The following is a 23,568-nucleotide window of genomic DNA, read 5'->3' as shown; positions in this document are numbered from 1 at the left end:
AGCGACCCTGCTGGGCTCGCCGCCCCGCGCACCAACCCGCTGAGAAAGGAACCCATGCCCCTCCTCTCACCCGATACGCTCGCGCACTGCGAGCTCTGCCCTCGCCGTTGCAGCGCCGATCGCGCGCACGGCGGACGCGGCATCTGCGGAGCCGGCGGCACTCTCAAGCTCGCCCGTGCCGCGCTTCACCTGTGGGAGGAACCGCCCATCTCCGGTGAGTCCGGTTCGGGCACCATCTTCTTCAGCAGCTGCCCCCTCAAATGCGTCTTCTGCCAGAACCATGAGATCTCGACCGGCAACTTCGGCCTCGAGGTCCCTGAGGAACGCCTCGTGCAGATCATGCTGGAACTCCAGGAACAGGGTGCGAACAACATCAACCTCGTCACCGCGACCCAGTGGGCGCACCTGCTTCCCCACTCCATTCGCGCGGCGCGAGCGCGCGGCCTCACCATCCCCATCGTCTACAACACGAGTGGCTACGAGCTGGTGGACGCCGTGGCCGAGCTGGGCGACCTTGTGGACGTGTGGCTCACCGACTTCAAGTACGCGAGCGCGGGCTTGGCCGCGTCACTCTCTAATGTGGCGGATTACCCCGCAATCGCCGAGGCGGCGCTCGCTCAGATGGCCCGCGAAATCGAGCGGCGCGGCGGCACCCGCTTCGATGATGACGGCCTGATGCGTCAGGGCATCATCGTGCGCCATCTCGTGCTACCGGGGCATGTGGCCGATTCCCTCCGCGTGCTCGACCGCATCTGGAACAGTGTGGGCGACGTCCCCATCTCCGTCATGAACCAGTACACCCCTAACGCCGCGATGAGGCGGCAAGGCGGGGAGCTTGCCCGCGCCGTCACCGACGAGGAGTACGAGCGCGTGCTCGACCACGCCGATGACCTGGGCTTTACCACCATGTACTGGCAGCAGGGCGGCGCGGTTGACGAAAGCTTCACCCCGGCCTTCGACACCACCGGCGTCCTCTCACCCGCCATCGCCCCCACCGCTCGCCGCGGGCAATCGTGAGCCCGAACAGAAGCGTCAAGAAAACCCGTTGACACCGCGCGCCGCGCCGCTACAATAGTCACTTGTCCTGGGGACGTAGCTCAGCTGGGAGAGCGCTGCCGTCGCATGGCAGAGGCCGAGGGTTCGATTCCCTTCGTCTCCACCACAGGAACCTGAGAGCCTGCAGCCACCGGTTGCAGGCTATTTTGTTACCCGGGCAGGGAATCGAACCCGACAGGGCGCGAAGCTGAGGAAATGCGTATGCATTTCCTAGCGGAGCGCGCGAGCGGCGCACGAGCGCCGCGAAGCGGCCGCGGGCGGCGAAGCCGGCCGCGGACTTCCCTTCGTCTCCACCACAGGAACCTGAGAGCCCGCAGCCACCGGTTGCAGGCTATTTTGTTACCCATGCACGGGAATCGAACCCGACAGGGCGCGGAGCTGAGGAAATGCGTATGCATTTCCCAGCGGAGCGCGCGAGCGGCGCACGAGCGCCGCGAAGCGGCCGCGGACTTCCCTTCGTCTCCACCACAGGAACCTGAGAGCCCGCAGCCATCGGTTGCGGGCTTTTTTGTTACCCATGCATGGGAATCGAACCCGACAGGGCGCTGCCACCCTGTCCCTTTCATGCAGGCACCGTCCCCGTCTCGCACAATCACACCCCGGCAGGTAAAATGAATGGGTTTTGTACGAACGGAGCGCGAATGGCGGTGAACGTGGGCATTCCGGTTCACTACATATGGCTCATGGCGGCGGCGTTCGCAACAACGTTGCTGCTCACGCCCCTGGCCAAGCGCCTGGCGATCCGCCTCGACGCGGTGGACTACCCCTCCAAGCGCCGCATCAACAAGCGCCCCATCCCCCGCCTGGGCGGGCTCGCTGTGTTCGCCGGTCTCGCCGTCGCCTGCATCCTGCAGGTCGCCGGCACCATACTCTGGGACTGGCCCTCCGCTCTTGTGCCGCACCCGAGCATGGCCATCAACTACCCCATGCTCGCCATCTCGTTCCTCATGATCGTCATCACCGGCACGGTGGACGACATCGTCTCGCTCTCGCCCAAGATGAAGCTCGCCGGTCAGCTCCTCGCCGCCTGCGTCGCCGCCGCGAGCGGCCTCCTCATCCACGTGATCGTGAACCCCTTCAGTACCGGCGCCGAGATCCAGCTCGGCTGGCTCGCCTACCCCATCACCGTCATCTACCTGGTGGCATACACCAACATCATCAACCTCATCGACGGCCTCGACGGCCTCGCCTGCGGCATCTCCGCCATCGCGGGCGCCTCTATGTTCCTGTTCGCCGTGCTGGCGGGCCGCTCGGACGCCGCCGCGCTCTCCATCGCGCTCATCGGCTCCTGCCTCGCCTTCCTGCGCTACAACTTCAACCCCGCGAGCATCTTCCTGGGAGATTCCGGCTCCCTCCTGCTCGGCTTCTCGCTCGGCTCCATCTCGCTGCTGAACGTCTCGCGCATCGCCGCCCTCACCTCGCTCGCACTGCCCCTCATCGTGGCGGGCGTGCCTATCCTCGACACGTTCTCGGCCATCATCCGCCGCAAGCGGGCGCACGTGAGCATCGGCCAGGCCGACAAGGGTCACATCCACCACCGCCTGATCCAGGAGGGGTTCGACCAGCGCCAGGCGGTGCTGCTCATGTACGGGTGGAGCGCGATCCTCTCCGCCGGCGCCGCCGCCATCAACCAGGTGACGGTCTGGTGGCGCGTGGTGATCTTCGCCGCGCTCGTGGCCTGCTCCGTGGCCTTTGCCCTGCGGCTCCACCTCTTCGAGCCGGTGCTCCGCCACCACTACAACCCCAAGACGCGCCGCGACGAGATCGTCACGCCCGATAACCCCGCCTTTGCCGAGGAGGCCCGCGCCGCCCACGAGGAGCACGAGGAGCTGCTGGCGAAGATCCTGCCGCATCATGAATCCCCGGAGCATCGAAGCGATTCGACCAACGAGAAGACCTCCGTCGGCCAGGATTCCAACCCAAGCTGATTCTCAGCTTCACACGCATCGCACCGCATTCCGCTCAAACGAAAAGGAGTACCCATGCCCAACGAGCGCAGCTACGAGACCGCCCAGAAGCGCAGCGACCAGATTCGCGCCGATCTGCCGCTCCATCCCGAGGGCTACACCATGCTCACCGGCGACCGTCCCACCGGGCGCCTGCACCTGGGCCATTACTTCGGCACCATCAAGGGCCGCGTGGAGCTGCAGAACCTGGGCGTGCGCACCAACGTGCTCATCGCCGACTACCAGGTGATCACCGACCGCGACACCACCGACCACATCCAGGACAACGTCTACAACATGATCATGGATTACCTGGCCTGCGGCATCGACCCCGAGAAGACCATGATCTACGCGCACTCAGCGGTACCCGCGGCCAACCAGCTCATGCTCCCCTTCCTCTCGCTCGTTTCCGAGGCGGAACTCCAGCGCAATCCCACGGTGAAAGCTGAGATGGAGGCCTCGGGCCACGAGCTCACCGGCCTTTTGCTCACCTATCCCGTGCACCAGGCCTGCGACATCCTCTTCTGCAAGGGCAACGTGATCCCCGTGGGCCGCGATCAGCTGCCCCACATCGAGCTCACGCGTCTCATCGCACGCAAGTTCAACAACCGCTATGGCAAGGTCTTCCCCGAGGTGGACGCCCTGCTCTCCGAGACCCCGCTGCTGCCCGGTCTGGACGGCCGCAAGATGTCCAAGAGCTATGGCAACGCCATCAGCATCTCCATGACGCCCGAGGAGACGGCCAAGCGCATCAAGAAGAGCCAGACCGACGGCGAGCGCATGATCACCTTCGATCCTGAGAACCGTCCCGGCGTGTCGGGTCTGCTCTCCACCGCCGCCATCTGCACCGGGCGCTCCGAGGTGGAAATCGCCGAGGAAATCGGCATGGGCGGTTCGGGCCAGCTCAAGAAGTACGTCACCGAGGCCGTGAACAACCGCTTCGCCGAGATCCGCGAGCGTCGCCACGCCTATGAGAACGACCTGGACTACGTGAAGGACGTGCTGCATGAGGGCAACCGTCGCGCCAACCAGATCGCCGAGGCCACGCTCGCTGAGGTCCGCGAGGCCATGGGCATGGTCTACTAGCGGCCGCTTGCCGCCATTTGACCGAATCACCGCGAGGGGGGGGGGCGCAGACGATGTACCGACTGGTCGCATCCGACATGGACGAGACGTTCCTGGATACCGAGCACAAGATTCCCGAGGTCAACGTGCGGGCTGTTCGACGTATGCGCGAGCTGGGCGTGCTGTTCGTCCCCTCTTCCGGGCGCCCCTACGCGTCCATCATGGAGAGCATTCGCGAACTGGATCCCAAGCTCATGGAAGGCGGCTACGTCATCAGCTTCAACGGGGGCTTCATCAACCGCTACGGGGATCCCAAGCCGCTGCTCACCTGCTCCCTCAACCACGAACTCGCCGAGGAGCTCTACGCGCTCGGGCGCGAGCACGGCTACTGCATGCACGTGTACGCGCCCGACGGCCTCATCTACGTCTGCAACCTGCCGGAATCCGAGCGGCGCTACCTGTCCACGCTGAGCGGCATCGTCTACTTTGACCCCGCCGACGAGAAGAACCTCTCGTTCCTCGGCGACGACGTGGTCAAGCTGCTCTACATGAGCGATGACTTCTCCGGGCTTCGGGAACTGGGCGCGCAGCTGAAGCCCGAGGTAGCCGCCAAGGGCGGTTCCGTCACCTACTCCTCCTCCCGCTACCTCGAGTTCATGCCCGCCGGCGTGAACAAGGGCACGGGACTCCTCCATCTGGCGAAGATGCTCGGCATCCCCCGCGAGGAGACCATCGGCGTGGGCGATGCCTCCAACGATGCGCAGATGATCGAGCTTGCGGGGCTGGGCGTGGGCGTGGCCAACGTGACGGACGACGTTCGCCCCCTTTGCGACGCGGTGCTGGACACGCGATCCGATCAAGGCGCCTTCGGAGAGCTGGTCGAGCGGTTCCTGGAGCCTGGAGAAGGTGCTGGCGAGGCCGCCTGATGCGCCCGCGGGGTTTCCAGCAGCTTGGGTCAGCTGAGGCTAACTTGTGAAGACCCTATGGAGCAGATTCACATAGTTGCCCTTGGTTAATTGTTTGCTATAGTTAACTCAACAGCAGGAAGGCAACAGGCGATGAAAAAGCCTTTCAGCTGCCAGTTTGTTACGCATCCCTCCCCTCTGTGCGTATCAACGGTGTACTTCAGGAAAACGCCCGCTGGCTTAGGCTTGCGGGCGTTTTCCTGTTTCGGGGACGGTTTGCATGTGGGAGGATGCCGCTCTTCCTTCCGCGGCCCTCGACCCTACTCGGTACCCGCTGGCCAGCGGCACTCCTTGAGGTCGACCCGACCATCGGGCAGAAAGGAGACGCCCTCCTCTTCAAGCAGATGGCGCTGGACATCCGGCCCGCCAAATGCGAACCCGTCCGCCAAACGCCCGTCGGCAAAGACGATGCGATGACAGGGAATGGCGCCGGGCTCCGGGTTGACGTGCAAGGCGAAGCCGACGTAGCGGGCTCGGTGCGGCGAACCCACCAACCGCGCAATCTGCCCGTACGTGGCGACCATCCCCTCCGGCACCTGCTTCACCATGTTGTAGACCCGCTGAAAGAAGCCCTCGCGGTCCGAGTCCGCCATCTCAGACACCCTCCTTCGCGTACATCACCGCACGACCGATCGAGCAAAACGAGCTATCACGTTTCGCCGTTCGCCTGCGGGCCTCACTCCCCCAACCGCTCGCTTGCCTCGAGCCAAGCCGTCTCGAGCTCGTCGACCTCCGCAAACGCGGCATCGATCTCCTGCTGACGCGCCTCGAGGGCTTGGTAATCCGTCGGATCAACCTCGGCCATGGACGCCTTGAGCTGCTCTGCCCGCTCGCGCTTGCTCGCAAGTCGCCGCTCGATGGAGGAAACCTCCTTCTTGAGCCGCTGACGCTCGGCATTCGAGAGCCCCGTCGGCTGTGCAGGAGCCTGCTTCTTGCTCGGCGCCGCGGCAGGCGAATCGTCCCCAACCGCGCCGGCGTGCTCTGCCAGTCGCAGGTACTCGTCCACCCCGCCCGGCACATGGCGCAGATGCCCGTTGATGAGCGCGAACTGCTGGTCGGTCACGCGCTCCATCAGGAAGCGGTCGTGCGTGACGAGAATCAGCGTGCCCGGCCAGCCATCGAGCAGGTCCTCGACGATGGCGAGCATATCCGTATCCAGGTCGTTACCCGGCTCGTCCAAGATCAGCACGTTCGGCTCAGCCAAGATGGTGAGCAGCAGCGAGAGGCGACGCTTCTGGCCGCCCGAAAGGTCGCAGATGCGGCTCCAGAGCTGCTGCGTGGTAAATCCCAGCCGCTCGCAGAGCTTCTCGGGGCTCGTCTCCTTGCCGTCCACCACATAGACGCGCTTGAAGCCCGAGAGCACCTCGCGAATCGTCTCCTGCTCGTGCGGACGCAGCTCGTCCAATTGCTGCGAGAGCACGCCGAAGCGGACGGTCTGCCCGATCTTCACCCGACCACGCGAGGGGGCGAGCTTGCCTTGAACGACCTCGAGGAGCGTCGTCTTGCCCGCGCCGTTGGCACCGAGCAGACCGAATCGGTCGCCCGCGCCGATAAGCCAGGTCACATCATCCAAAACGGGCCTGGCGGCAGCGCCGTCGACGTTTTGGTAGCCCGCCGTGACGTCCAAGACATCCACGACCTGCTTGCCAAGTCGCGCAACAGCCAAGCGCTTGAGCTCGAGCTCATTGCGCACGGGCGGCACGTCGGCGATCAGGTCGCGCGCAGCCTCCACGCGGAACCGCGGCTTGCTGCTGCGCGCCTGAGCGCCCCGGCTCAGCCACGCGAGCTCCTTGCGCGCCATGTTGCGCCGCCGATCTTCGATGACGGCGGCCTGGCGGTCGCGCTCAACGCGCTGCAGGATATAGGCGGAATAGCCGCCCTCGAAGGGATCCACCTCGCCGTCATGGACCTCCCACATGCGCTCGCACACCTCGTCGAGAAACCAGCGGTCGTGGGTCACCACCAGGAGCGCCCCCTGGCCACGCTGCCAGCGGGTCTTCAGGTGGTTGGCAAGCCAGTTAATGGTCCGCATGTCCAGATGGTTGGTCGGCTCGTCGAGCGCGAGCACGTCCCAAGTGCCCACGAGGAGCCGGGCCAGGTCCACCCGTCGGCGCTGGCCGCCCGAAAGCTCGCCCACGAGCCCTTCCCAGGGGACATCGGCGATGAGCCCGTCCAGCACCTCGCGGATGCGCGGGCTCGCGGCCCATTCGTACTCGGGAGCATCCCCCACCACGGCATGGTGCACCGTCTCGTCATCCGAGAGCTGATCGCGCTGGCCGAGAAGCCCCACCTCGACGCCACGTGTGCGCGTCACGCGGCCGGCATCCGGCTCCTGCACGCCGGCGAGCACGCGAAGCAGCGAGGACTTGCCGTCCCCATTGCGACCCACGATGCCCACGCGGTCGCCCTCGAAGACGCCGAGCGTCACGTCGCCCAGCACGAGCTTGGTGGGATATTCAAGATGCACGCTGTCGCACCCCAGCAGAATAGCCATGGTTCAGCACTCCTTTCACCGGCTATCCATCCTAGCAGGACGCAAAACACCGCACTACCGAAAGACTAAAACCAAAAAGGAGGTTGAGTCGTTCGATAGTGCGGTGAAAGGGTTCGCGAATGCCCGGAAAGACTTAGCTGAAGCGGCCGTTCAGGTAGTCCTGCAACTTCTCGGTGCGCGGCGCGTTGAAGATCTGCTCGGTCTCGCCGGTCTCGACCATCTCGCCCATGTAGAAGAAGGCGGTGCGGTTACTCACGCGCGTGGCCTGCTCCATGTTGTGGGTGACGATGATGATGGCGCGACCATCGGCGATGCTCGTCATCAGCTGCTCGATCGCCAGCGTGGAAATCGGGTCCAAGGCCGAGCAGGGCTCGTCGAGTAGGATGACGTCCGGCTTAAGGGCCAGGGCGCGCGCGATGCACAGACGCTGCTGTTGGCCACCGGAAAGATCCTGGGCGCTCTTCTTAAGCTTGTCCTTGACCTCGTCCCACAGCGCGGCACCGCGGAGCGATTCCTCGACGAGCTGGTCGAGGGACGCCTTGTCGCGCAGACCGTGGCAACGCGGGGCGAAGGCGATGTTCTCGTAGATGCTCTTGGGGAACGGGTTCGGCTGCTGGAACACCATACCGATGCTCCGGCGCAGCTCGTAGAGGTCCTCTTCCGGCGTATTGATGTTGTGATCGCGGTAGATGATGTCACCGGTGATCTGGCAGCCGTCGATCTCGCGGTTCATGAGGTTCAGGCACCGCAGGAACGTGGACTTGCCGCAGCCGGAAGGCCCGATGAGCGCGGTAATCTCGCCCTTGTTGAACGTGAGCGACGTGTCGTCCAGCGCGTGGTGGTCGTTGTACCACACGTTGACGTTGTGCGTGTAGAGGACCGGCTTCTCGACCAGCTTGCTGCCGGCCTGCTCGCTCGCGAACGCATCGGCCACGGCGGCGCCGGAGGCAGCGGTCTGCTTGGAATCGTTCATGCTACTGACCCGTAACCTTTCTAGAAATCGCGCGACCGGCGATGCGCGCCGCCACGTTGAAGATGAGCACGCAAATCATCAGCAGAGCAGCGGTACCCCACACGATCTGCTGCGCCTCGGCACTGCCCTCGCCGTAGATCTTGTAGATGTGCACGGCGAGCGACTCACCGGGACGGAAGATGTTCCAAGCGCAGCTGGGGCTGTTGAAGTTCAGCGAGAGGAAATTCAGGCGCACCGGGCTGGACATACCGGAGGTGAAGAGCAGGGCCGCGGCCTCGCCGAAGACACGGCCGGCGGACAGCACGACGCCTGTCACGATCGCGGACATGGCGCTCGGAATCAGCACGTGGACCGTCGCCTCCCAGCGGGTGAGACCCATGGCAAGGCACGCATCGCGCTGGGCGCGGGGAACATCCTCGAGCGCCTGCTGAATGGCGCGCACCAGGATGGGGATGTTGAACATCGTCAGCGCCACGGCGCCGGAGATGATGGAGTACTTCCAGCCAAAGCCCACGGAGAAGACGAGGAAGCCGAACATGCCGACCACGATGGAGGGCAGGCTGGAAAGCGTCTCGACAGCCGTGGAGGCGATGCGCTTCACCGGGCCATCCGGAGCGTACTCAACAAGGAAGACGGCCGCACCAAGAGATACGGGAACGGAGATGAGCAGCGTCAGCACCAGCAGGAAGAAGGAGTCGAAGAGCTGGTAGGCAACTCCGCCGGCCGTGCCGTTCGCACGGGCGCGCTCGGTAAGAAAACCGGGCTGCACGAGCGTACCCACGCCCTCGAAGAGAATGTAGAACACCATGGCACCGACGATAGCGAGCACGAGCGCGATGATCACCGTGAGCACGCCGGTCGCGAACTTGTCCTGGGCGATTGCGCGACGACGCAGGGCATCGCGGCGCGCACGCTCGGCACGCGGATCGTAGACGGAACCAACGCTGCCGGAGCCAGACGTGCCAACGCCGGCGGCACCGTTTGCACCAGAAACGGATTCTACGGGATTAAGCACGTTGGGGCCCCTTTCCAATGAGATGGATGATCAGAATGAACACGAGTGACATGGCCATGAGCAGCAGGCCCAGGGCCCAGAGCACGTCAGCCTGGGGCGTGCCGTCCGCGTAGACGGCCATGCTGGTGGTCAGCGTTGTCGTGATGGTCGAGGCCGGCGAGAGCAGGCCCTGCGGCATCGCCTCGATACCGCCGATGACCATGCGCACGGCGAGGGTCTCACCGAAGGCACGGGTCATGCCCAGGATGGTCGCGGTGATGAGCGACGGACGGGCGGCGTAGAGCACCACGTGCCAAATCGTCTGCCAGCGCGTGCACCCGAGAGCGAGGGAACCTTGACGATAGCTCGCCGGCACGGCGCGCAACGCGTCGATAGAGAAGGTGGTAATGGTCGGCAGAATCATCACGGCCAGCACGATGGCACCGGGCAGGATGCCCAGACCAGTGGACGCGCCGAAGAAGAGCTTCATCGCGGCGACCACCACGTGGAAGCCGATGAGGCCGAACACGACGGACGGAATACCCACCAGGAGCTCCACCAACGGCTGGAAGACCTTACGACCGAAGTCCGGGTGGATCTCAACGGCGAAAATCGCGGAGCCGATGGCGATCGGCAGCGCGAAGAGCGTGGACAGCACCATCACCGTAAAGGAGGTGACGATGAGCGGCAGAGCGCCCGTGAAGGGCATGCCGGCATCATTAGTGTTCTGCAGGTCCCATTTGGTACCCGTAAAGAACTCAACGGGATTGACGCCGTCCTTCAAGAACGCGGAAATGCCCTTGCCCGCAACCATGAAAATTAGTGCGAGCACGACAAGGGTCACGAGTGCGACGCACGCACCCGTGACCGAGAGTCCAACCTTCTCGAGACGACGTTTAGGCATCGTCTTGACCATGTTTTACTTCTTCTCCGTAACCTTACCGTTGGCGTCCTTCGCGACCTTCATCTCGGACACGGGGATGAAGCCCTGCTTCTCGACCAGCTTGCCCTGGACGTCCTTGGAGAGCATGTAGTCCAGGAACGCCTTGGTGACGTCGTCGGCATCCTTGGCGCAGTACATGTGCTCGGTAGCCCAGATGGGGAACTTGTTGTCGAAGACGTTCTCGCTCTTGGGCTCGACACCCTCCACCTTGACGGCGGTGAACTTGGAGTCATCGAAGTGCGAGAAGTCAAGGTAGGAGATGGCATTGTCCGTGGAGCCCATGTTGGTGGCCACGTCGCCGGACTTGTCGAGCTCGGCGTCGCCCTTGAACTCGTTCTTCTCGGTGCCGAAGACGGCAGCCTCGAAGGTGGCACGCGTACCGGAGCCGGCCTTACGGTTGAAGACGACGATCTTGGCGTCGTCACCGCCCAGGTCCTTCCAGTTGGTGATCTGGCCGGAGAAGATGCCCTTCAGCTGCTCGAGGGACAGGTCGTCGACCTTGACGTTCTTGGACACCACGGGACCCATGCCCACGACGGCGACCTCGTGGTCGACGAGCTTGGCGGCAGCGTCGGCGTCGAGCTTGGTCTCGGCGAAGACGTCGGAGTTACCGATCTGCACGGTGCCCTCGGAGACGGCGGTCAGGCCCTTGCCGGAACCGTTGCCGGAACCGGTGATGGACACGTCCGGGTTCTCATCCATGAACTTCTCAGCAGCAGCCTCGACGAGCGCCTGGAAGGAGGAGGCGCCCTCGTAGGTGATGTCGCCGCTCAGCGAGCTGGCGGCAGCGGAGCCAGCGGCGGAGCCGGCAGAGGTACCGGTGGAAGCGGAGTTACCGCAACCGGCGAGACCGAGACCGGCGAAGGCGGCGAGACCACCGGCAAGGCCGAGGAACTGGCGACGAGAAACGGCTTGATCGAACATGTGGATAATCTCCTTTCGAGGAGGCGCGGTCTGCGCCTGTCAGGAAGGAGAATACGGCCCTCCCCCCTTCAACGAGGCCGTTACCTGCGTTTGTTTACTGGTCAATGACTCGTCTTGATGCAAAGCAGATGGGGCCTTTACATCTTCCTAACATGGAAAGGGAGACGTTTTAAAAGCATGGAGAAGCTGTGCGCGACGCAGCGGGCGTAGGCGGGCGGCCGGCCCGGAGGGGCGCGGGCGCGGGCCGAAGTATTTCGAGCGAACTGTGAGAACGCTCCCGCGAAGTCCAGGAACGGATTGCGGCTCAGTCCCAGCCTGAAACCATGGGGCCATACTCGTTCAATCCGTTCCTGCGGCTTCGCGGGAGCGTTTTCCAGTCTCGCGAGAACACGAGGGCCCGCGCCCGCGCCCCTCCGGGCCGGCCGCCCGCCTACGCCCGCTGCGTCGCCTGGAGCGTCTGCCAGACCGCCCGCGCCACATCTGCCGGCACACCCTTCACGGCGGCGATGTCTTCCGCGCTCGCCGCGCGCAGACGCTTCATGCTGCCGAAGTGCCGCATGATCGCACGCTTGCGCGTGGGGCCGACGCCGGGGACCTCGTCCAGCACGGAGATGGTCATGGCCTTGTCACGCAGCTCGCGGTGGAAGGTGATGGCGAAACGATGGCTCTCGTCGCGCACCTGCTTGATGAGGTAGAGCGAGGCGGAGCCGTTGGGCAGCACCACGGGGGTGTCGTCCCAGGGAACGAAGACCTCCTCGTCGGACTTGGCGAGGCCGCAGACGGGGATGTCGAGACCAAGGGCGTTCAGCTGCGTGAGCGCCGCCGAGAGCTGGGGCTTGCCACCGTCAACCACGAGCAGGTCGGGACGGCTGCCGAAGCGCTCGTCGGCCATGCGCTCCGGCGCGTAGCGACGGCCGAGCACCTCCTGCATGGAGACGAAGTCGTTGGCCTCGTCCAGCTCGGCGCGGATCTTGAAACGGCGGTACTGGGACTTGTCGGGACGTCCGTTGGTGAAGACCACCATGGAGGCAACGGTGAAGTTGCCGTGCAGGGTGGAGATGTCGAAGCACTCGATGCGCAACGGCGCCGCGGGCAGGGCGAGCGCGCTTTCCAGCTGCAGGAGCGCCTGATTCGTGCGGTCATCGGCGTAGCCGGTGCGCATGCTGTAGCGCATGAGGGCGTGACGGGCGTTGCGCTCGCACATGTCCAGGAGATGGCGCTTCTCACCGCGCTGGGGGTGGTGGAGCCGGCACACGCGACCGCGCTTCTCGGTGAGCCAGGTTCCGAGCAGCTCAGCGTCGGCGAGCTCCACGGCCACATCCACCTCGGAGGGGATGTCGGCCGTCTCGTCGTAGTAGCGCTTGAGGAAGCCCTCGGTCAGCTCCTCCACGGAGACGTCCAGGCCCTTGTCCAGGATGAACTCGCAGCTGCGCACCACGCGGCCCTCGCGTACGCAGAACACGCACGCGCCGGCGATGGTCTCCTCGCGGAAGAAACCCACCACGTCGATGTCGACGCTCGAGGGGAAGACGACCTGCTGGCGGTCGTCCAGACCGGAGATGACCTCCAGGCGCCGCTTGATGCGCCCGGCGCGCTCGAAGTCCAGCTCCTCGGCAGCCTGCGCCATGTCCTCACGGAGCTCGCGCACCACATCGCTGCGGTGTCCGGAGAGAAAGCGCTCCACGCGGCGCACGTTGGCGGCGTACTCCTCGGGCGAGACGGCACCCGCGCACACGCCGGGACCACGGCCCACGTGGAAGTCGAAGCAGGGACGGCCGTTCTGGGCGCAGGTGAGCTGCAGGAGCTCGCGCTCCTCAGGATGGCGCTCGATGAGGCGCTTCACGCGCTTCCACTCCGCGCAGGAGGCCGAGCAGAGGGGAACCACCTTGCGGAGCGTGTCGATGGTGTCGCGCGCCGCACGGCTGTCGGTGTAGGGACCGAAGTACCGGGTACCGGCGCGATGCTTCTCCCGCGTGTACTTGATGGCCGGGAAGAGGTCGCCCTTGGTGAGCGCGATGAAGGGGTAGGACTTGTCGTCCTTGAAGTCCACGTTGAAGTAGGGGTGGTACTGCGCGATGAGGTTGCGCTCGAGCACCAGGGCCTCGTGCTCATTGGAGACCACCAGGTAGTCGAAGCTCGCCACCAGCTGCATCATGAGCGGGATCTTCTCGCGGTCGTCCGTGAGCTGCACGTACTGCTTCATGCGGGCGCGCAGGTTCTTGGCCTTGCCCACGTAGATGACCTCGCCTGCGGCGTCTTTCCAGAGGTAGCAGCCGGGATCGGTGGGCACGCGGGCCACCTGCTCGGCAAGCGAGGGGGCGCCGTTCACACCTGTGGCGCCCACGTGCGCGGCGGCAGCGGCTCCGGAGAGCGGAGCCACGGGTAGCTCGATGCCGGGGAGACCAGCGTGGAAGAAGCGGTGGGAGGCGCTTTCTACGGGGCGAGGGTCCGTTGCGGAAGCGGCTTGGGGGCTTCCGCAGGCGATATCGTCAGCGCCGGCCGCGTCAACGGAATCAGCGGGCTTCAGCTCGCCGTGCACATACTCAACCGAGACCCGCTCCTCATCGCTCATCGGGCGAACCGGCGCGCCACGCGCCCGAAGATGGAATCGAAGAACGGTGCGTCGGACTTACCCAGGGCATAGGCCACGCCGTAGATCGCCGCGAGCGCCGGCAGGCCGCCGGCAGCCGCGTAGAGAATCGCTTGGAGCGTGCCCTGGGCCGGCCCGAGCGCGAGCACCAGGCCCTGGCAGATGCCCCAGCCCACTGCGGCACCCAGAAACCCGAACACGCACGCCCGGAGCACCGCGCCGAGAATCGACCGGACGCCGGCAAGTCCCAGATGCTCCCGTACGCTCACGAGGACCACCAGATCGATGACGCCGTAGAAGAGCGCGCGGGCAAAGGCGACGGCGGGCAGGCCGAGGGCCGGGGTGAAGGCCATGCAGAACAGGAAGTGCAGCGCCACGCCCACGATGGTGGCCACGGCGAGCGTCTTCATGCGGAGCATGGCCGAGCAGACCTTCTCGAGGTAGATGAAGAGGCTGTAGAACGGCAGCGCGACCGCGAGGCAGATCAAGTAGGTGGAGGTGAGCTCCGCGGACTCGGCGGAGAAGGAGCCGCCCGCGATGATCTGCACCAGATACGGCGAGAAGACGAAGAAGAGGAAGGTGAATGGCACGATCGTGAAGAGGATCTTCACCGCGCCGCGGGCAAAGCTCGCCCGGAACGAGGATTCGTCGTGCGCCACGAAGTAGTTGGAGAGCTCCGTGAACATGGTCGTGGAGATGGGGATCACAAAGATCGAGAACGGGAGCACGTACCAGACGTTCGCGTAGTACGTCACGGCGGCGCCCACCTCGGTCACCGACAGCGCCCAGCTCGAGGAGACGGAGAACATGAAGTAGGTGGCGAAGACCACGATGATGGTGGGCAACCCGATGGAGAGGGTCTCGCGGAGCGCCGGGTCGTGGAAGTCGAGGTGCGCGCTCAAGCGCACGCCCCGGCGCTTGAGGACGGGAACCTGCACGAGTACCTGCGCGGCGACGCCCAGGGGGTTGCCGACGGCCAGGAGGATCATGGCCTGCTGGGTCGTGAGGACGCCGGCGCGCGTCAGCATGCCGTAGAGCGCGAAGGCGCCGATGATGACCACGTTGTTCATGATGGGCGCGGCGTTGCTCCACAGGTAGTCGCGCTCGGCGTTCAGGACGCCCGAGAAGATCGAGGACAGCGCGTAGAGCACGATCTCCACCGAGAACCAGCGGAAGAGCCATACGGCCATATCGGTATCGAAGGCGCTCGAGGCACCGGCCGACTGCGTCCAGATGATGGGATAGGCGAAGATGAACGAGAGAACCGTGAGCACCACCATGAACAAGGTGATGATGGAGAGGATGTTCGAGGCATAGGCGCTCGCCCCCTCCCGGCCCAGGCGCGAGCGCACCTTGACGTACACGGGAAGGAAGGACGTGACGAGCATGCCGCCCACCACGAACTCATAGAGCATGTTGGGCAGCTGGTCGGCGATGGTGTAGCAGCTGGCGAACATGGTGACGCCGATAGCCCAAGCCTGGGCGGCGGTGCGGAGGAAGCCCGTCAGACGGCTGATGATCACGAGCACCGAGACCATGTTGGAGGAGCGGTCGGCGCGGTCGAGCACCTCGGAGGGCTCCTCCTCCGCGGCTTGCCCCGCTGCCCGCTCGGCTCCCTCGGCGGCAAGCTCGCCGGACGGGATGGCGGACACCGCGGTTACGTCGGCCGGGGCGTCAAGGCGCATCTCGGAGGCAAGGACACGGGCATCGAGCTCGGAGGTCACCGCGGGAGCGGAGAGCTCCCCAACCTCGCGGCGCGAGCGCTCGGCGGCCATGACGAACATGGCCGTGGTGTCGGGCGAGAACGAAGCCGGGATCGACCCCGGCCCCGGCGCGGCAGCCGGGGTCGCAAAACCCGCGGTCTCCGCATCGTCCGTGCGCCAGTGAGCGCCCTGCGGTCGGGCGAACCGCTCCCCGCGCTCCCCCGTCACAGGCATGGCCCCCGAAGGAGCCGTGCCGTTCAGCGAAGCGTTGCCATGTGCGGCGGTAAACCGCCTGTCTGTTGCTTCCCTCATACCTTCAAACGCACCAAACTAGTACGGGGAGCCGCCGCCCTGGAATGCGGAGGCGTAGTAGGCGGAGTACAGGCTGGAGCGGATGACGCCGACGCCGTAGGTGCTGGCGTGGACGAAGCTACCGTTGCCCTCGTAGACGCCCACGTGGCCGATGCCGGGATAGAAGAACACGAGGTCGCCGGGCTTCAGGCTCGAGACGTCCTTCACGAGGTGCCCGGCAGCGGCAACCTGGCGGTACTGGGCGTCCGCGGTGCGCGCGATGCTCAGACCGGCGTTCTTGTACGCGGCGTAGACCAGACCGGAGCAGTCGTACGCGCTCGGGCCGACGCCGCCGTAGCTGTAAGCGCAGCCGATCTTGGACTGGGCGAAGGCAAGGATGCCGGAAGGCGCGCTTCCGGAGTTGGTGTTGCCCGAGGAGCTGCTCCCGGTGTTCTGGGACGGCTTGCTCGAGGGATTCGAATTCGAACCCGCGTTGGTGTTGGTGTTCGTATTCGTGTTGGCATTGCTGTTGGAGCCGGTGTTCGAGCTCGCGTTGCCGCTGTTGGTGGCGCCGGAATTGGAGCCGGCCTCCTGCGCCTGCTGCTTGGTCAGGGCGTCCTGTGCGGCCTGGACGGCGGCCTCGTTGGCAAGGGCTGCCTGCAGGTCGCTGTCGAGCCCCTGGTAGTAGGACTGCATTTGGGAGGCGCGCTGCTGAACCGCCGCGGTCTTCTGCTCCTGCTCGGCAACAAGCTGCTTCTTCTCCGCCTCTTGCTGCTCGAGCGCGGTCTGCTGGTCGGTCAGCTCCTGCTTGGCGGTGCGCACGGTGTCGATCGCGTCGCGGTCGCGCGCGGCGACCTTGTTGGCGTAGAACAGGTTGGAGAAGAGCTCACCGAAATCGGAGGACCCGAGCACCACGCCGAGCAGGGACGCGTCGCCTCGCTTGTAGGAGGAGCTCAAGCGAGAGGAGAGGGCCTTCTGATCCTGCTCGAGCTCAGCCTGCTTGTCGGCGATCTCCTGCTTGGTCTGGGCGATCTGATCCTGCACGGAGGCGAGGTCGGACTTGACCTGCTCGAGCTGGTTGCCCGCCACCTCGGCTTGCTGGGAGTAATCGAGGAGCTGGGCATAGGCCTCGTTCACGCGCTGCTGCAGCTCGGAACTCGTGGGGTCCGCCTGCGCGGACACAGGGAACGACGACAGCGCTATGGTGGCGGCAAGGCCAAGTGCCAAAACGGCGTTGGTGCGTTTGAGCTTCATTGCGTGAACCTTCTTATCGCATCGATAACAGGTACCAGTGTTTCGTGCCATACTATCAGCTCTCTCCGGGCCGTTCTAGGCACATTCCCGCAAGCGGCCCTCTGAGCAGGGGCTTCGCGGCGTCACGCCGTGACATCTCCACCGGAGGAACAGATATCGGCGAGCGTCGCGTCGCAAAAGCGCACCAGGTCCGCGGGCACGAGCTCCAGCTGAAGGCCCCGGCGCCCGCCGGAGATGTAGACGGTATCCCAGAGCTCGGCGGTCTCGTCGACGAGCGTGGGAAAGCGCTTCTTCATGCCCACGGGCGAGCAGCCGCCGCGCACGTAGCCGGTGGTGGGCAGCAGGTCGCGCACGTGCATCATGGAGAGCGCCTTCTGCCCCGCCACGCGCGCCGCGGCCTTGAGGTCCAGTTCCTCCGCCACGGGGATGCAGCACACCACGTGCTCGCCCGCAGGCGAGACGGTCACGAGCGTCTTGAAGCCCTGACCGGGCTCCTCGCCGAGTTGCTCAGCCACGTGGACGCCCGAAAGATCGGACTCGTCCACCTCGTAGACGTGCACGGTGTACGAGATGCCGGCGCGGTCGAGCTCGCGCATGGCGTTCGTCTTCTGGACCTTGTCCTTCCGGGCCATGGATCCCTTCCCTTCCCCTTGCCGCATGCCGCGCGCCGCGGACGCCTGGCGCGGGCGCTGCGCGCGGCCGGCCGCGATCAGTACCAGATCTCGAAGTCGGTTTCCGTATGGTTCACGGGCAGCTGGCGCGACTCCTTCAGCCACACGCGCCCGATCGAGAGGCGCTGGTACGACTCGTGCAGCCGGTCGAACTCGAGCGCGATCGCCGCGGGCGCACCCTGCACCTCCATGGCGACGGAGCCGTCCTCCAGGTTGCGCGCCCAGCCCGTGAGCCCGAGCTCGCGTGCGAGCCCCTGGTTGGTCCACCGGAAGCCCACGCCCTGCACCGTGCCCGTCCAGAGCAGGAAGAGGCGGATGGGAGACCGGTCGGCGGTCTGGGCACCGTCGGGCGCGCTTGCCCCCGCCGGTTCGTCGTCCGCGCGAACGGCGCCGTCCGCGTCACCGCGCAGCCGTGCGAGCAGGGTCTGCTCCTCAGGGCTCCGCGCGCCCGCCGGGTCACCGGGGACCTTGTCCGGGTTGCGCCACCGATTCTTGACCGTATCAAAGAAGCCCATGGTTCCCCTATTCTTCCTGCTCGTCCGCCGGGAAGCGCACGCCCATCTGACGGCGCGCCTCGTCCATCACGCGAAGCGACGCGAGCGTGACATCGCGGAAATGCCCGACGGTGCCGTACGGGCCTGCCGGGGCCTCCTCCGCCGGAGCGCCGTCCCTCACCGCCCGCACGGCCTCCAGGAAGTCGTCGAGCTCGTAGCACATGGTGTTGTCGCAAGCCGGCAGCTCGAGTTCGCAGGTCTGCGTCCCGTTGTCGGAATAACCCGGCACCTGCTTGGCCGAACGGCGGCGCGCCTCCTCGCGCAGGCCCACGCGTGCGCGATGAGGCGTGGAGATGGCGTCGATGGTGAGGGTCCCACGCTCCCCCTCGATCTGGCTCTCTGCCAGATCAGCCGAGATCTTGGACCAATTGAGCGAGGCGACCATGCCGGGATAGCTGGCGAGGATCGTGCCCGCGCCGTCGATGGGGCCGTTGGTGAGCCGCCGCGTGGACGCATCGAGCAGCACGCCCGCCGCCTGGATGCGCTCGGGTTCGCCAAAGAGCTCGATCAGGGGCTCCACGCTGTAGACGCCCATGTCCATGAGCCCGCCCGACGCGAGCGCGCAGTCGAAGATGTTGGTACGGCGCCCGGCGAGGATCTCGTCGTAGCGGGAGGAGTACTTACCGAAGCGCAGGGTGGCGCGACGGATGCGGCCAAGCTCGTTGAACGCCGCCGCGCACGCGCGGAATGCCGGGTCGTGGAGCGGACGCATGGCCTCGAGCGCGACCACGCCGGCCGTGCCAGCCGCCTCGAAGACCCGGCGAGCCTCGCGCTCGTTCGCCGCGAAGGGCTTCTCCACCAGCACGTGCTTACCCGCGTGGATGCACGCGAGCGCCTGCTCGGCATGGAGCGCATTCGGACTGCCGAGGTAGACGGCGTCTACCTCGGGGCTGGCGGCGAGCTCCTCCACCGAGGTAAACGGTACCGTGCCGCCGAGCTCCGCGGTAAACGCCGCGGCGCGCCCGGCGTCGCGCGAGCACGTGCCGATGAAGCGGGCGTCGTCGCGCTGCCGCAGCACGTCCAGGAAATCGCGGGTGATCATGCTCGTTCCCACGGTTGCGATAGAGATCATGGCGTCATTCCTCCCTGTTGGCCCCGCTCAGTCCGCGTCGGCGAACCCGATATCGTCGATCAGCTCGTCGGAATCGGCCGCCGTGGTCGCCAGCTCGTCGCAGCGCTCGTTCAGCGGGTTGCCGGCGTGCCCCTTCACCCAGACGAACGAGACCTGATGGGGCTCCTTGGCGGCGAGCAGTCGCTGCCACAGGTCAACGTTCTTCACGGGCTTCTTCGCCGCCGTCTTCCAGCCGCGGCGGACCCATCCCTCGATCCAGTGGTCGTTGAACGCCTTCACCACGTACTGCGAATCCGAGTGCAGCGTCACGTTGCAGGGGCGGTTGAGCGCCTCGAGGGCCACGATGACCCCCATGAGCTCCATGCGGTTGTTGGTCGTGCGCCGGTATCCGCCGCTGAGCTCGAGCTTGTGCTGCTTACCCGACGCGACGGTGCAGGTGAGCACGGCCCCGTACCCGCCGGGACCGGGGTTGCCGCGCGCAGAGCCGTCCGTGTACGCGATGACGTCCATGAATTCCTTTCGCCGTTTGCCTGCGCACGATTCTATACCATCAGAAATGCTATAGGGTTAGTCTCAGTTAACGCGGACGGGAGGTCCAGATGTCGAAAGTGCACGTGAAGCTCTGCCCTAAATGCTCGGGCATCAAGAAGAAGAAGCTGGTGGAGGCCGGTATTCCCAAAGACGAGATCGCCACCGGGTGCATCGGGGCCTGCCTGAAGAAGCACCCCGAACTCGCCGGCATGGCGTACGTCAAGGTGAACAGCAAGCTTATCGCCGCCGATTCCAAGAAGAAGCTCGCCAAGAAGGCCGCCGCCCAACTGTAGGGCCTCGGGGCAAGTGCCCGCAAACGCAGAGGGGACGGCCCTCGCGGAGCCGCCCCCTCTGAAACGCCAAGCGCTTACGCCCCGGCGAACCTACTTCATGATCTTCCGGAACATATCCTTCACGTCGTCGAAGGTCGCCTCGCGCGGGTTGCCCGGGAAGCACGCGTCGGCCATGGCGTCACGCGTGATCTGGTCCAGCTCGTCCTCCGTGATGGCCTCGCACACCTTGGGGATGTTCACATCCTCGGAGAGCTGCTTCACCGCGGCGATGGCGGCGTCGGCCGCCTCCTCGACGCTCATGCCCGCGGTGTCAACGCCCATGGCGACGGCGACCCTGGCCAGGCGCTCCGTCACAACGGGCTTGTTGAACTCCATGGCGATGGGCAGCAGCATGGCGCAGGCCACGCCGTGCGGGGTGTCGTAGTGCGCGGACAGCGTGTGCGCCATGGCGTGGTCCACGCCCAGGCCCACGTTGGAGAAGCCCATGCCGGCGATGTACTGGGCGAGCGCCATGCCCTCGCGGCCGGAACCTCCCTTGTGCTCCTTGGCCTCGGCCACGGAATCGCGCAGGTTCTCGGAGATGAGCTTGATGGCCTCCAGATGGAACATGTCGGTGAGCTCCCAAGCGGCCTTAGTGGTGTAACCCTCGATGGCATGGGTCAGCGCGTCCATGCCGGTGGCGGCGGTGAGGCCGGCGGGCATGGACGCCATCATATCGGGGTCGACAACGGCGACCTCGGGGGCGTCGTTGGTGTCCACGCACACGAACTTGCGGACCTTCTCGACGTCGGTGATCACGTAGTTGATGGTGACCTCGGCCGCGGTACCGGCGGTGGTGGGCACGGCAATGGTGAACACGGCATGGTTCTTGGTGGGCGCCACGCCCTCGAGCGAGCGCACGTCGGCGAACTCGGGGTTGTTGATGATGACGCCGATGGCCTTGGCCGTGTCCATGGAGGAGCCGCCGCCGATGGTCACGATGCAGTCGGCGCCCGCGGCCTTGAAGGCCTCCACACCGTCCACCACGTTCTGGATCGTGGGGTTGGGTTTGATCTCGGAGTAGAGGGCGTGGTCGATGCCGGCCTCGTCGAGCAAGTCGGTCACCTTAGCGGTCACGCCGAACTTCACCAGGTCGGGGTCGGAGCACACGAAGACCTTTTTGTAGCCGCGACGCTGGATCTCGCCGGGGATCTCCTTGATGGCGCCGGCGCCGTGGTAGGAGATGGTGTTGAGAACGATGCGATCAGCCATGATTCCTCCTTGTGGAAGCGGATGTACACACCCGCGCGGATGGCACGCCCCGCGGGCTCCGCGCGACATCCTACCCCGCCCATGAGTACGTAAACATTTCTGATCTGCGAACGGTCGACCCCCTTCCGCCAAAGTAATTTGAGGGGACCGGCACGCGGCGGCAGGCGCCGCGCGGCAACTCGCGGCTGCTAATGCTCGCGATCGATGAACATAATGAGAAAGGCGGCGGCGAGCAGCGGGGTGCAGACCAGGATGGCGTGAAGCCCCAGGACGTCGATGCACCAGTTGCCCAGCACGGCGCCCACCATGAAGCAGCCGATGGCACCAAAGTAGAGGCCGCCGTTGTACAGGAAGCCCCGATCGTGGTTGATGATGTAGTCGTCCACGTTGTGCAGAGCGTTGCGCAGGTTGCCGATGCACATGGTGGTGGCCATGCCCTTGCCGTGGATCTTGCGGAAGGTCTCGACCTGGGTCCCGCACGCGAGCGAGAGCAGGCAGTTGGCTCCCACGTTGTACGCGGCGGGAATGAAGGCCACCACGGCCATGACGACGACCTCGAACAGGAGCGCCGCCTGCCGCCAGTGGAGCCGGCTCACAAAGCGCGCATGAATGAAATCGGAGAGCATGATGCCCGCGGCAAAGGCGAGCACGGGCAGCAGGTAGCGCGCCGCCACGGGGAAATCGCCCTGGGAGAGGTGCACCGCGGTAAGCAGGATGTTACCGGTCTGGGCGTTGGAGAACACGTGGTCGCGGCCGATGTAGGAGTAGGCGTCCATGAACCCGCCCACGAGCGCGAGCAAGATGCCGAGCTCGATGGACTCCGATGTCTGCTTCGCGCGCTCCAGCTGCATGCGCCCCTACTCCTCTGTCGCCCGGTGGTCCGATGCGCCCTCCATACTAGCCGAAAGCGCCCGCTCCCCCAAAACGACGTTGCCCGTGGTTCGCCCGAACGCGCGAATCCCTAGGTACAACATGACTCCCGAGATGGCGATGCAGGAGGCGTAGCTCAAGGGGCCGAAGAGCGCGCTCAACGGCTCCACCGCATAGGAGCTGAAGTTGATGACGAGATGCAGACCCATGCTCCAGACGAGGCTTCCCGTGCGCCAGTAGACCCAGCCAAAGAGGAGTCCCATGAAGAACGCGTAGCTGCTCTGGACCACGTTCATATGCAGCACCGCGAAGACGAGCGCCTGCAGCACGATGGCAACCGCCACGGCGGAGCGGCGGGGCGCGATGCCGCGAGCGCCCGTGCGGCCGTTCCAGCGCGGCTCGAAGGCGCGCAGGAAGAACTCGAACATGAGGCCGCGGCAGCCCATCTCCTCGATGAGCGGGGCGAGGATGGCCACAGTGAGCACGGAGGGCAGGCTGAACTGGCTCGATGCCCCGTCCATGACGCCCTCGTACTCCCGGGCGAGGGTCGGCGCGTACTCAAAGGCCACCGTCAAGATGTAGCCGAGGAAGAGCTGGCCGGCCACGCCCATGACCGCGATGGCGGCAACGCGGCGGCAACGCGTCCGGGCATCGGCGCGCCGAGAGCGCAGCGGTCCGAACGCCCGGCGGCGCACGCGGCGCCAGAGCGGCCAGATCGCCGCGAAAGCCGCGAGCTGGCCGGCGATGCTCGCACCGAGCTCCACATCGGCCGAGAGGGGGGAACCCTCCGTGTGGGCGAACAGGTAGAAGATAACCTGACCTGCGATCATGAGACCGAGGAGGAGCGCGCCGGAGCCGATGCCGGCAAGTGTCCAGCCGATCGTGGACCAAAAGGTGCGCGGACGCGGCGCAGGATCGGTTGGCGGCTCAGACGCGGTCGGGGCGACGCGAGGGCCGGCCGACATGGCGGGGGCGGCTGCGGGCGAGAAACCCTCCGGCGGAACGGGTCCTCCCTGGCCGCCGTCACGGGTGTCCGCGCCCGCCAGCATGGGCTGTTCCCGGGCGATGTCCCCGTCAGGTACTGGCTTGTCCGCGTCCATGAAGCCCCTCTCCCCCGCGCCGCGCACC

The 23,568-nt window shown here is 65.7% G+C and carries 21 protein-coding genes and 1 tRNA gene; 6 read left to right on the top strand and 16 right to left on the bottom strand.

Translation table 11 applies throughout. The annotated features are described in order from the left end of the window. Positions 1–54: 54 nt before the first annotated feature. The 5 genes from GDJ97_RS03680 to GDJ97_RS03660 all read left to right on the top strand — a co-directional run bounded on the left by GDJ97_RS03680 (position 55) and on the right by GDJ97_RS03660 (position 4,993). Positions 55–1,017 (top strand): radical SAM protein, encoded by a 963-nt coding sequence (locus tag GDJ97_RS03680; protein WP_152069869.1) that lies wholly within the window; start codon positions 55–57, stop codon positions 1,015–1,017. Positions 1,018–1,086: 69 nt separating this feature from the next. Further along, positions 1,087–1,162, top strand: a tRNA-Ala gene (locus tag GDJ97_RS03675). A 535-nt stretch (positions 1,163–1,697) separates the two neighbouring features. Continuing rightward, positions 1,698–2,984, top strand: a complete 1,287-nt coding sequence (locus GDJ97_RS03670) for a glycosyltransferase family 4 protein (protein WP_193221299.1) — start codon at positions 1,698–1,700, stop codon at positions 2,982–2,984. Positions 2,985–3,038: 54 nt separating this feature from the next. Next, a complete protein-coding gene (gene trpS / locus GDJ97_RS03665) occupies positions 3,039–4,088 on the top strand; it encodes a tryptophan--tRNA ligase (protein ID WP_152069868.1) in 1,050 nt (349 codons plus the stop codon). A 53-nt stretch (positions 4,089–4,141) separates the two neighbouring features. Continuing rightward, positions 4,142–4,993, top strand: a complete 852-nt coding sequence (locus GDJ97_RS03660) for a Cof-type HAD-IIB family hydrolase (protein ID WP_152069867.1) — start codon at positions 4,142–4,144, stop codon at positions 4,991–4,993. A 299-nt stretch (positions 4,994–5,292) separates the two neighbouring features. Here GDJ97_RS03660 and GDJ97_RS03655 read toward each other — a convergent pair whose 3' ends face one another. The 13 genes from GDJ97_RS03655 to rnhA form a co-directional block, all read right to left on the bottom strand. Continuing rightward, positions 5,293–5,625, bottom strand: a complete 333-nt coding sequence (locus GDJ97_RS03655; protein ID WP_152069866.1) for an MGMT family protein — start codon at positions 5,623–5,625, stop codon at positions 5,293–5,295. A gap of 83 nt (positions 5,626–5,708) precedes the next feature. Next, entirely contained in the window at positions 5,709–7,526 is a 1,818-nt protein-coding gene (locus GDJ97_RS03650; protein WP_152069865.1) for an ABC-F family ATP-binding cassette domain-containing protein, read from the bottom strand. A 133-nt stretch (positions 7,527–7,659) separates the two neighbouring features. Next, on the bottom strand, positions 7,660–8,499 hold the full coding sequence (pstB, locus tag GDJ97_RS03645; protein WP_152069864.1) for a phosphate ABC transporter ATP-binding protein PstB: 840 nt from the start codon (positions 8,497–8,499) through the stop codon (positions 7,660–7,662). Position 8,500: 1 nt separating this feature from the next. Then, on the bottom strand, positions 8,501–9,514 hold the full coding sequence (gene pstA, locus GDJ97_RS03640) for a phosphate ABC transporter permease PstA (RefSeq protein WP_226808793.1): 1,014 nt from the start codon (positions 9,512–9,514) through the stop codon (positions 8,501–8,503). Continuing rightward, on the bottom strand, positions 9,507–10,409 hold the full coding sequence (pstC, locus tag GDJ97_RS03635) for a phosphate ABC transporter permease subunit PstC (RefSeq protein ID WP_152069863.1): 903 nt from the start codon (positions 10,407–10,409) through the stop codon (positions 9,507–9,509). The genes pstA and pstC overlap by 8 nt, the downstream gene beginning before the upstream one ends. Positions 10,410–10,412: 3 nt before the next feature. After that, the gene (locus tag GDJ97_RS03630) at positions 10,413–11,360 is read right to left on the bottom strand and encodes a phosphate ABC transporter substrate-binding protein (RefSeq protein ID WP_152069862.1); all 948 of its coding nucleotides are present in this window, start codon (positions 11,358–11,360) and stop codon (positions 10,413–10,415) included. A gap of 430 nt (positions 11,361–11,790) precedes the next feature. Next, positions 11,791–13,932, bottom strand: a complete 2,142-nt coding sequence (gene uvrC, locus GDJ97_RS03625) for an excinuclease ABC subunit UvrC (RefSeq protein ID WP_226808791.1) — start codon at positions 13,930–13,932, stop codon at positions 11,791–11,793. Next, positions 13,929–15,965 carry a murein biosynthesis integral membrane protein MurJ gene (murJ, locus tag GDJ97_RS03620; protein WP_226808789.1) on the bottom strand — a complete coding sequence of 679 codons (2,037 nt, stop codon included), beginning with the start codon at positions 15,963–15,965 and terminating at the stop codon, positions 13,929–13,931. The genes uvrC and murJ overlap by 4 nt, the downstream gene beginning before the upstream one ends. An 18-nt stretch (positions 15,966–15,983) precedes the next feature. After that, positions 15,984–17,198: a C40 family peptidase gene (locus GDJ97_RS03615; protein ID WP_152069861.1), complete on the bottom strand. Its 1,215-nt coding sequence runs from the start codon at positions 17,196–17,198 to the stop codon at positions 15,984–15,986. 122 nt (positions 17,199–17,320) lie between these two features. Then, positions 17,321–17,830, bottom strand: a complete 510-nt coding sequence (gene ybaK / locus GDJ97_RS03610) for a Cys-tRNA(Pro) deacylase (RefSeq protein WP_152069860.1) — start codon at positions 17,828–17,830, stop codon at positions 17,321–17,323. A gap of 77 nt (positions 17,831–17,907) precedes the next feature. Then, positions 17,908–18,384 (bottom strand): acylphosphatase, encoded by a 477-nt coding sequence (locus GDJ97_RS03605; RefSeq protein ID WP_152069859.1) that lies wholly within the window; start codon positions 18,382–18,384, stop codon positions 17,908–17,910. 7 nt (positions 18,385–18,391) lie between these two features. Continuing rightward, entirely contained in the window at positions 18,392–19,495 is a 1,104-nt protein-coding gene (locus tag GDJ97_RS03600) for a Gfo/Idh/MocA family protein (RefSeq protein ID WP_152069858.1), read from the bottom strand. Positions 19,496–19,522: 27 nt separating this feature from the next. Then, the gene (gene rnhA, locus GDJ97_RS03595; protein WP_152069857.1) at positions 19,523–20,005 is read right to left on the bottom strand and encodes a ribonuclease HI; all 483 of its coding nucleotides are present in this window, start codon (positions 20,003–20,005) and stop codon (positions 19,523–19,525) included. Between the two features lie 89 nt (positions 20,006–20,094). Between rnhA and GDJ97_RS03590 the strand changes: the two genes are divergently transcribed. Next, positions 20,095–20,319, top strand: coding sequence for a hypothetical protein (locus GDJ97_RS03590; protein ID WP_152069856.1), 225 nt, complete (start codon positions 20,095–20,097; stop codon positions 20,317–20,319). 90 nt (positions 20,320–20,409) lie between these two features. Here GDJ97_RS03590 and fucO read toward each other — a convergent pair whose 3' ends face one another. The 3 genes from fucO to GDJ97_RS03575 all read right to left on the bottom strand — a co-directional run bounded on the left by fucO (position 20,410) and on the right by GDJ97_RS03575 (position 23,540). Then, positions 20,410–21,570 (bottom strand): lactaldehyde reductase, encoded by a 1,161-nt coding sequence (gene fucO, locus GDJ97_RS03585; protein WP_152069855.1) that lies wholly within the window; start codon positions 21,568–21,570, stop codon positions 20,410–20,412. A gap of 188 nt (positions 21,571–21,758) precedes the next feature. Then, positions 21,759–22,421 carry a YoaK family protein gene (locus tag GDJ97_RS03580; RefSeq protein ID WP_226808787.1) on the bottom strand — a complete coding sequence of 221 codons (663 nt, stop codon included), beginning with the start codon at positions 22,419–22,421 and terminating at the stop codon, positions 21,759–21,761. 6 nt (positions 22,422–22,427) lie between these two features. Next, entirely contained in the window at positions 22,428–23,540 is a 1,113-nt protein-coding gene (locus GDJ97_RS03575) for a CPBP family intramembrane glutamic endopeptidase (RefSeq protein WP_152069854.1), read from the bottom strand. Positions 23,541–23,568 lie beyond the last annotated feature (28 nt).

The organism is Collinsella sp. AK_207A, assembly GCF_902501965.1.
In the GTDB taxonomy this organism is placed as follows: domain Bacteria; phylum Actinomycetota; class Coriobacteriia; order Coriobacteriales; family Coriobacteriaceae; genus Collinsella.
This window is presented reverse-complemented; position numbering and strand designations above follow the sequence as displayed.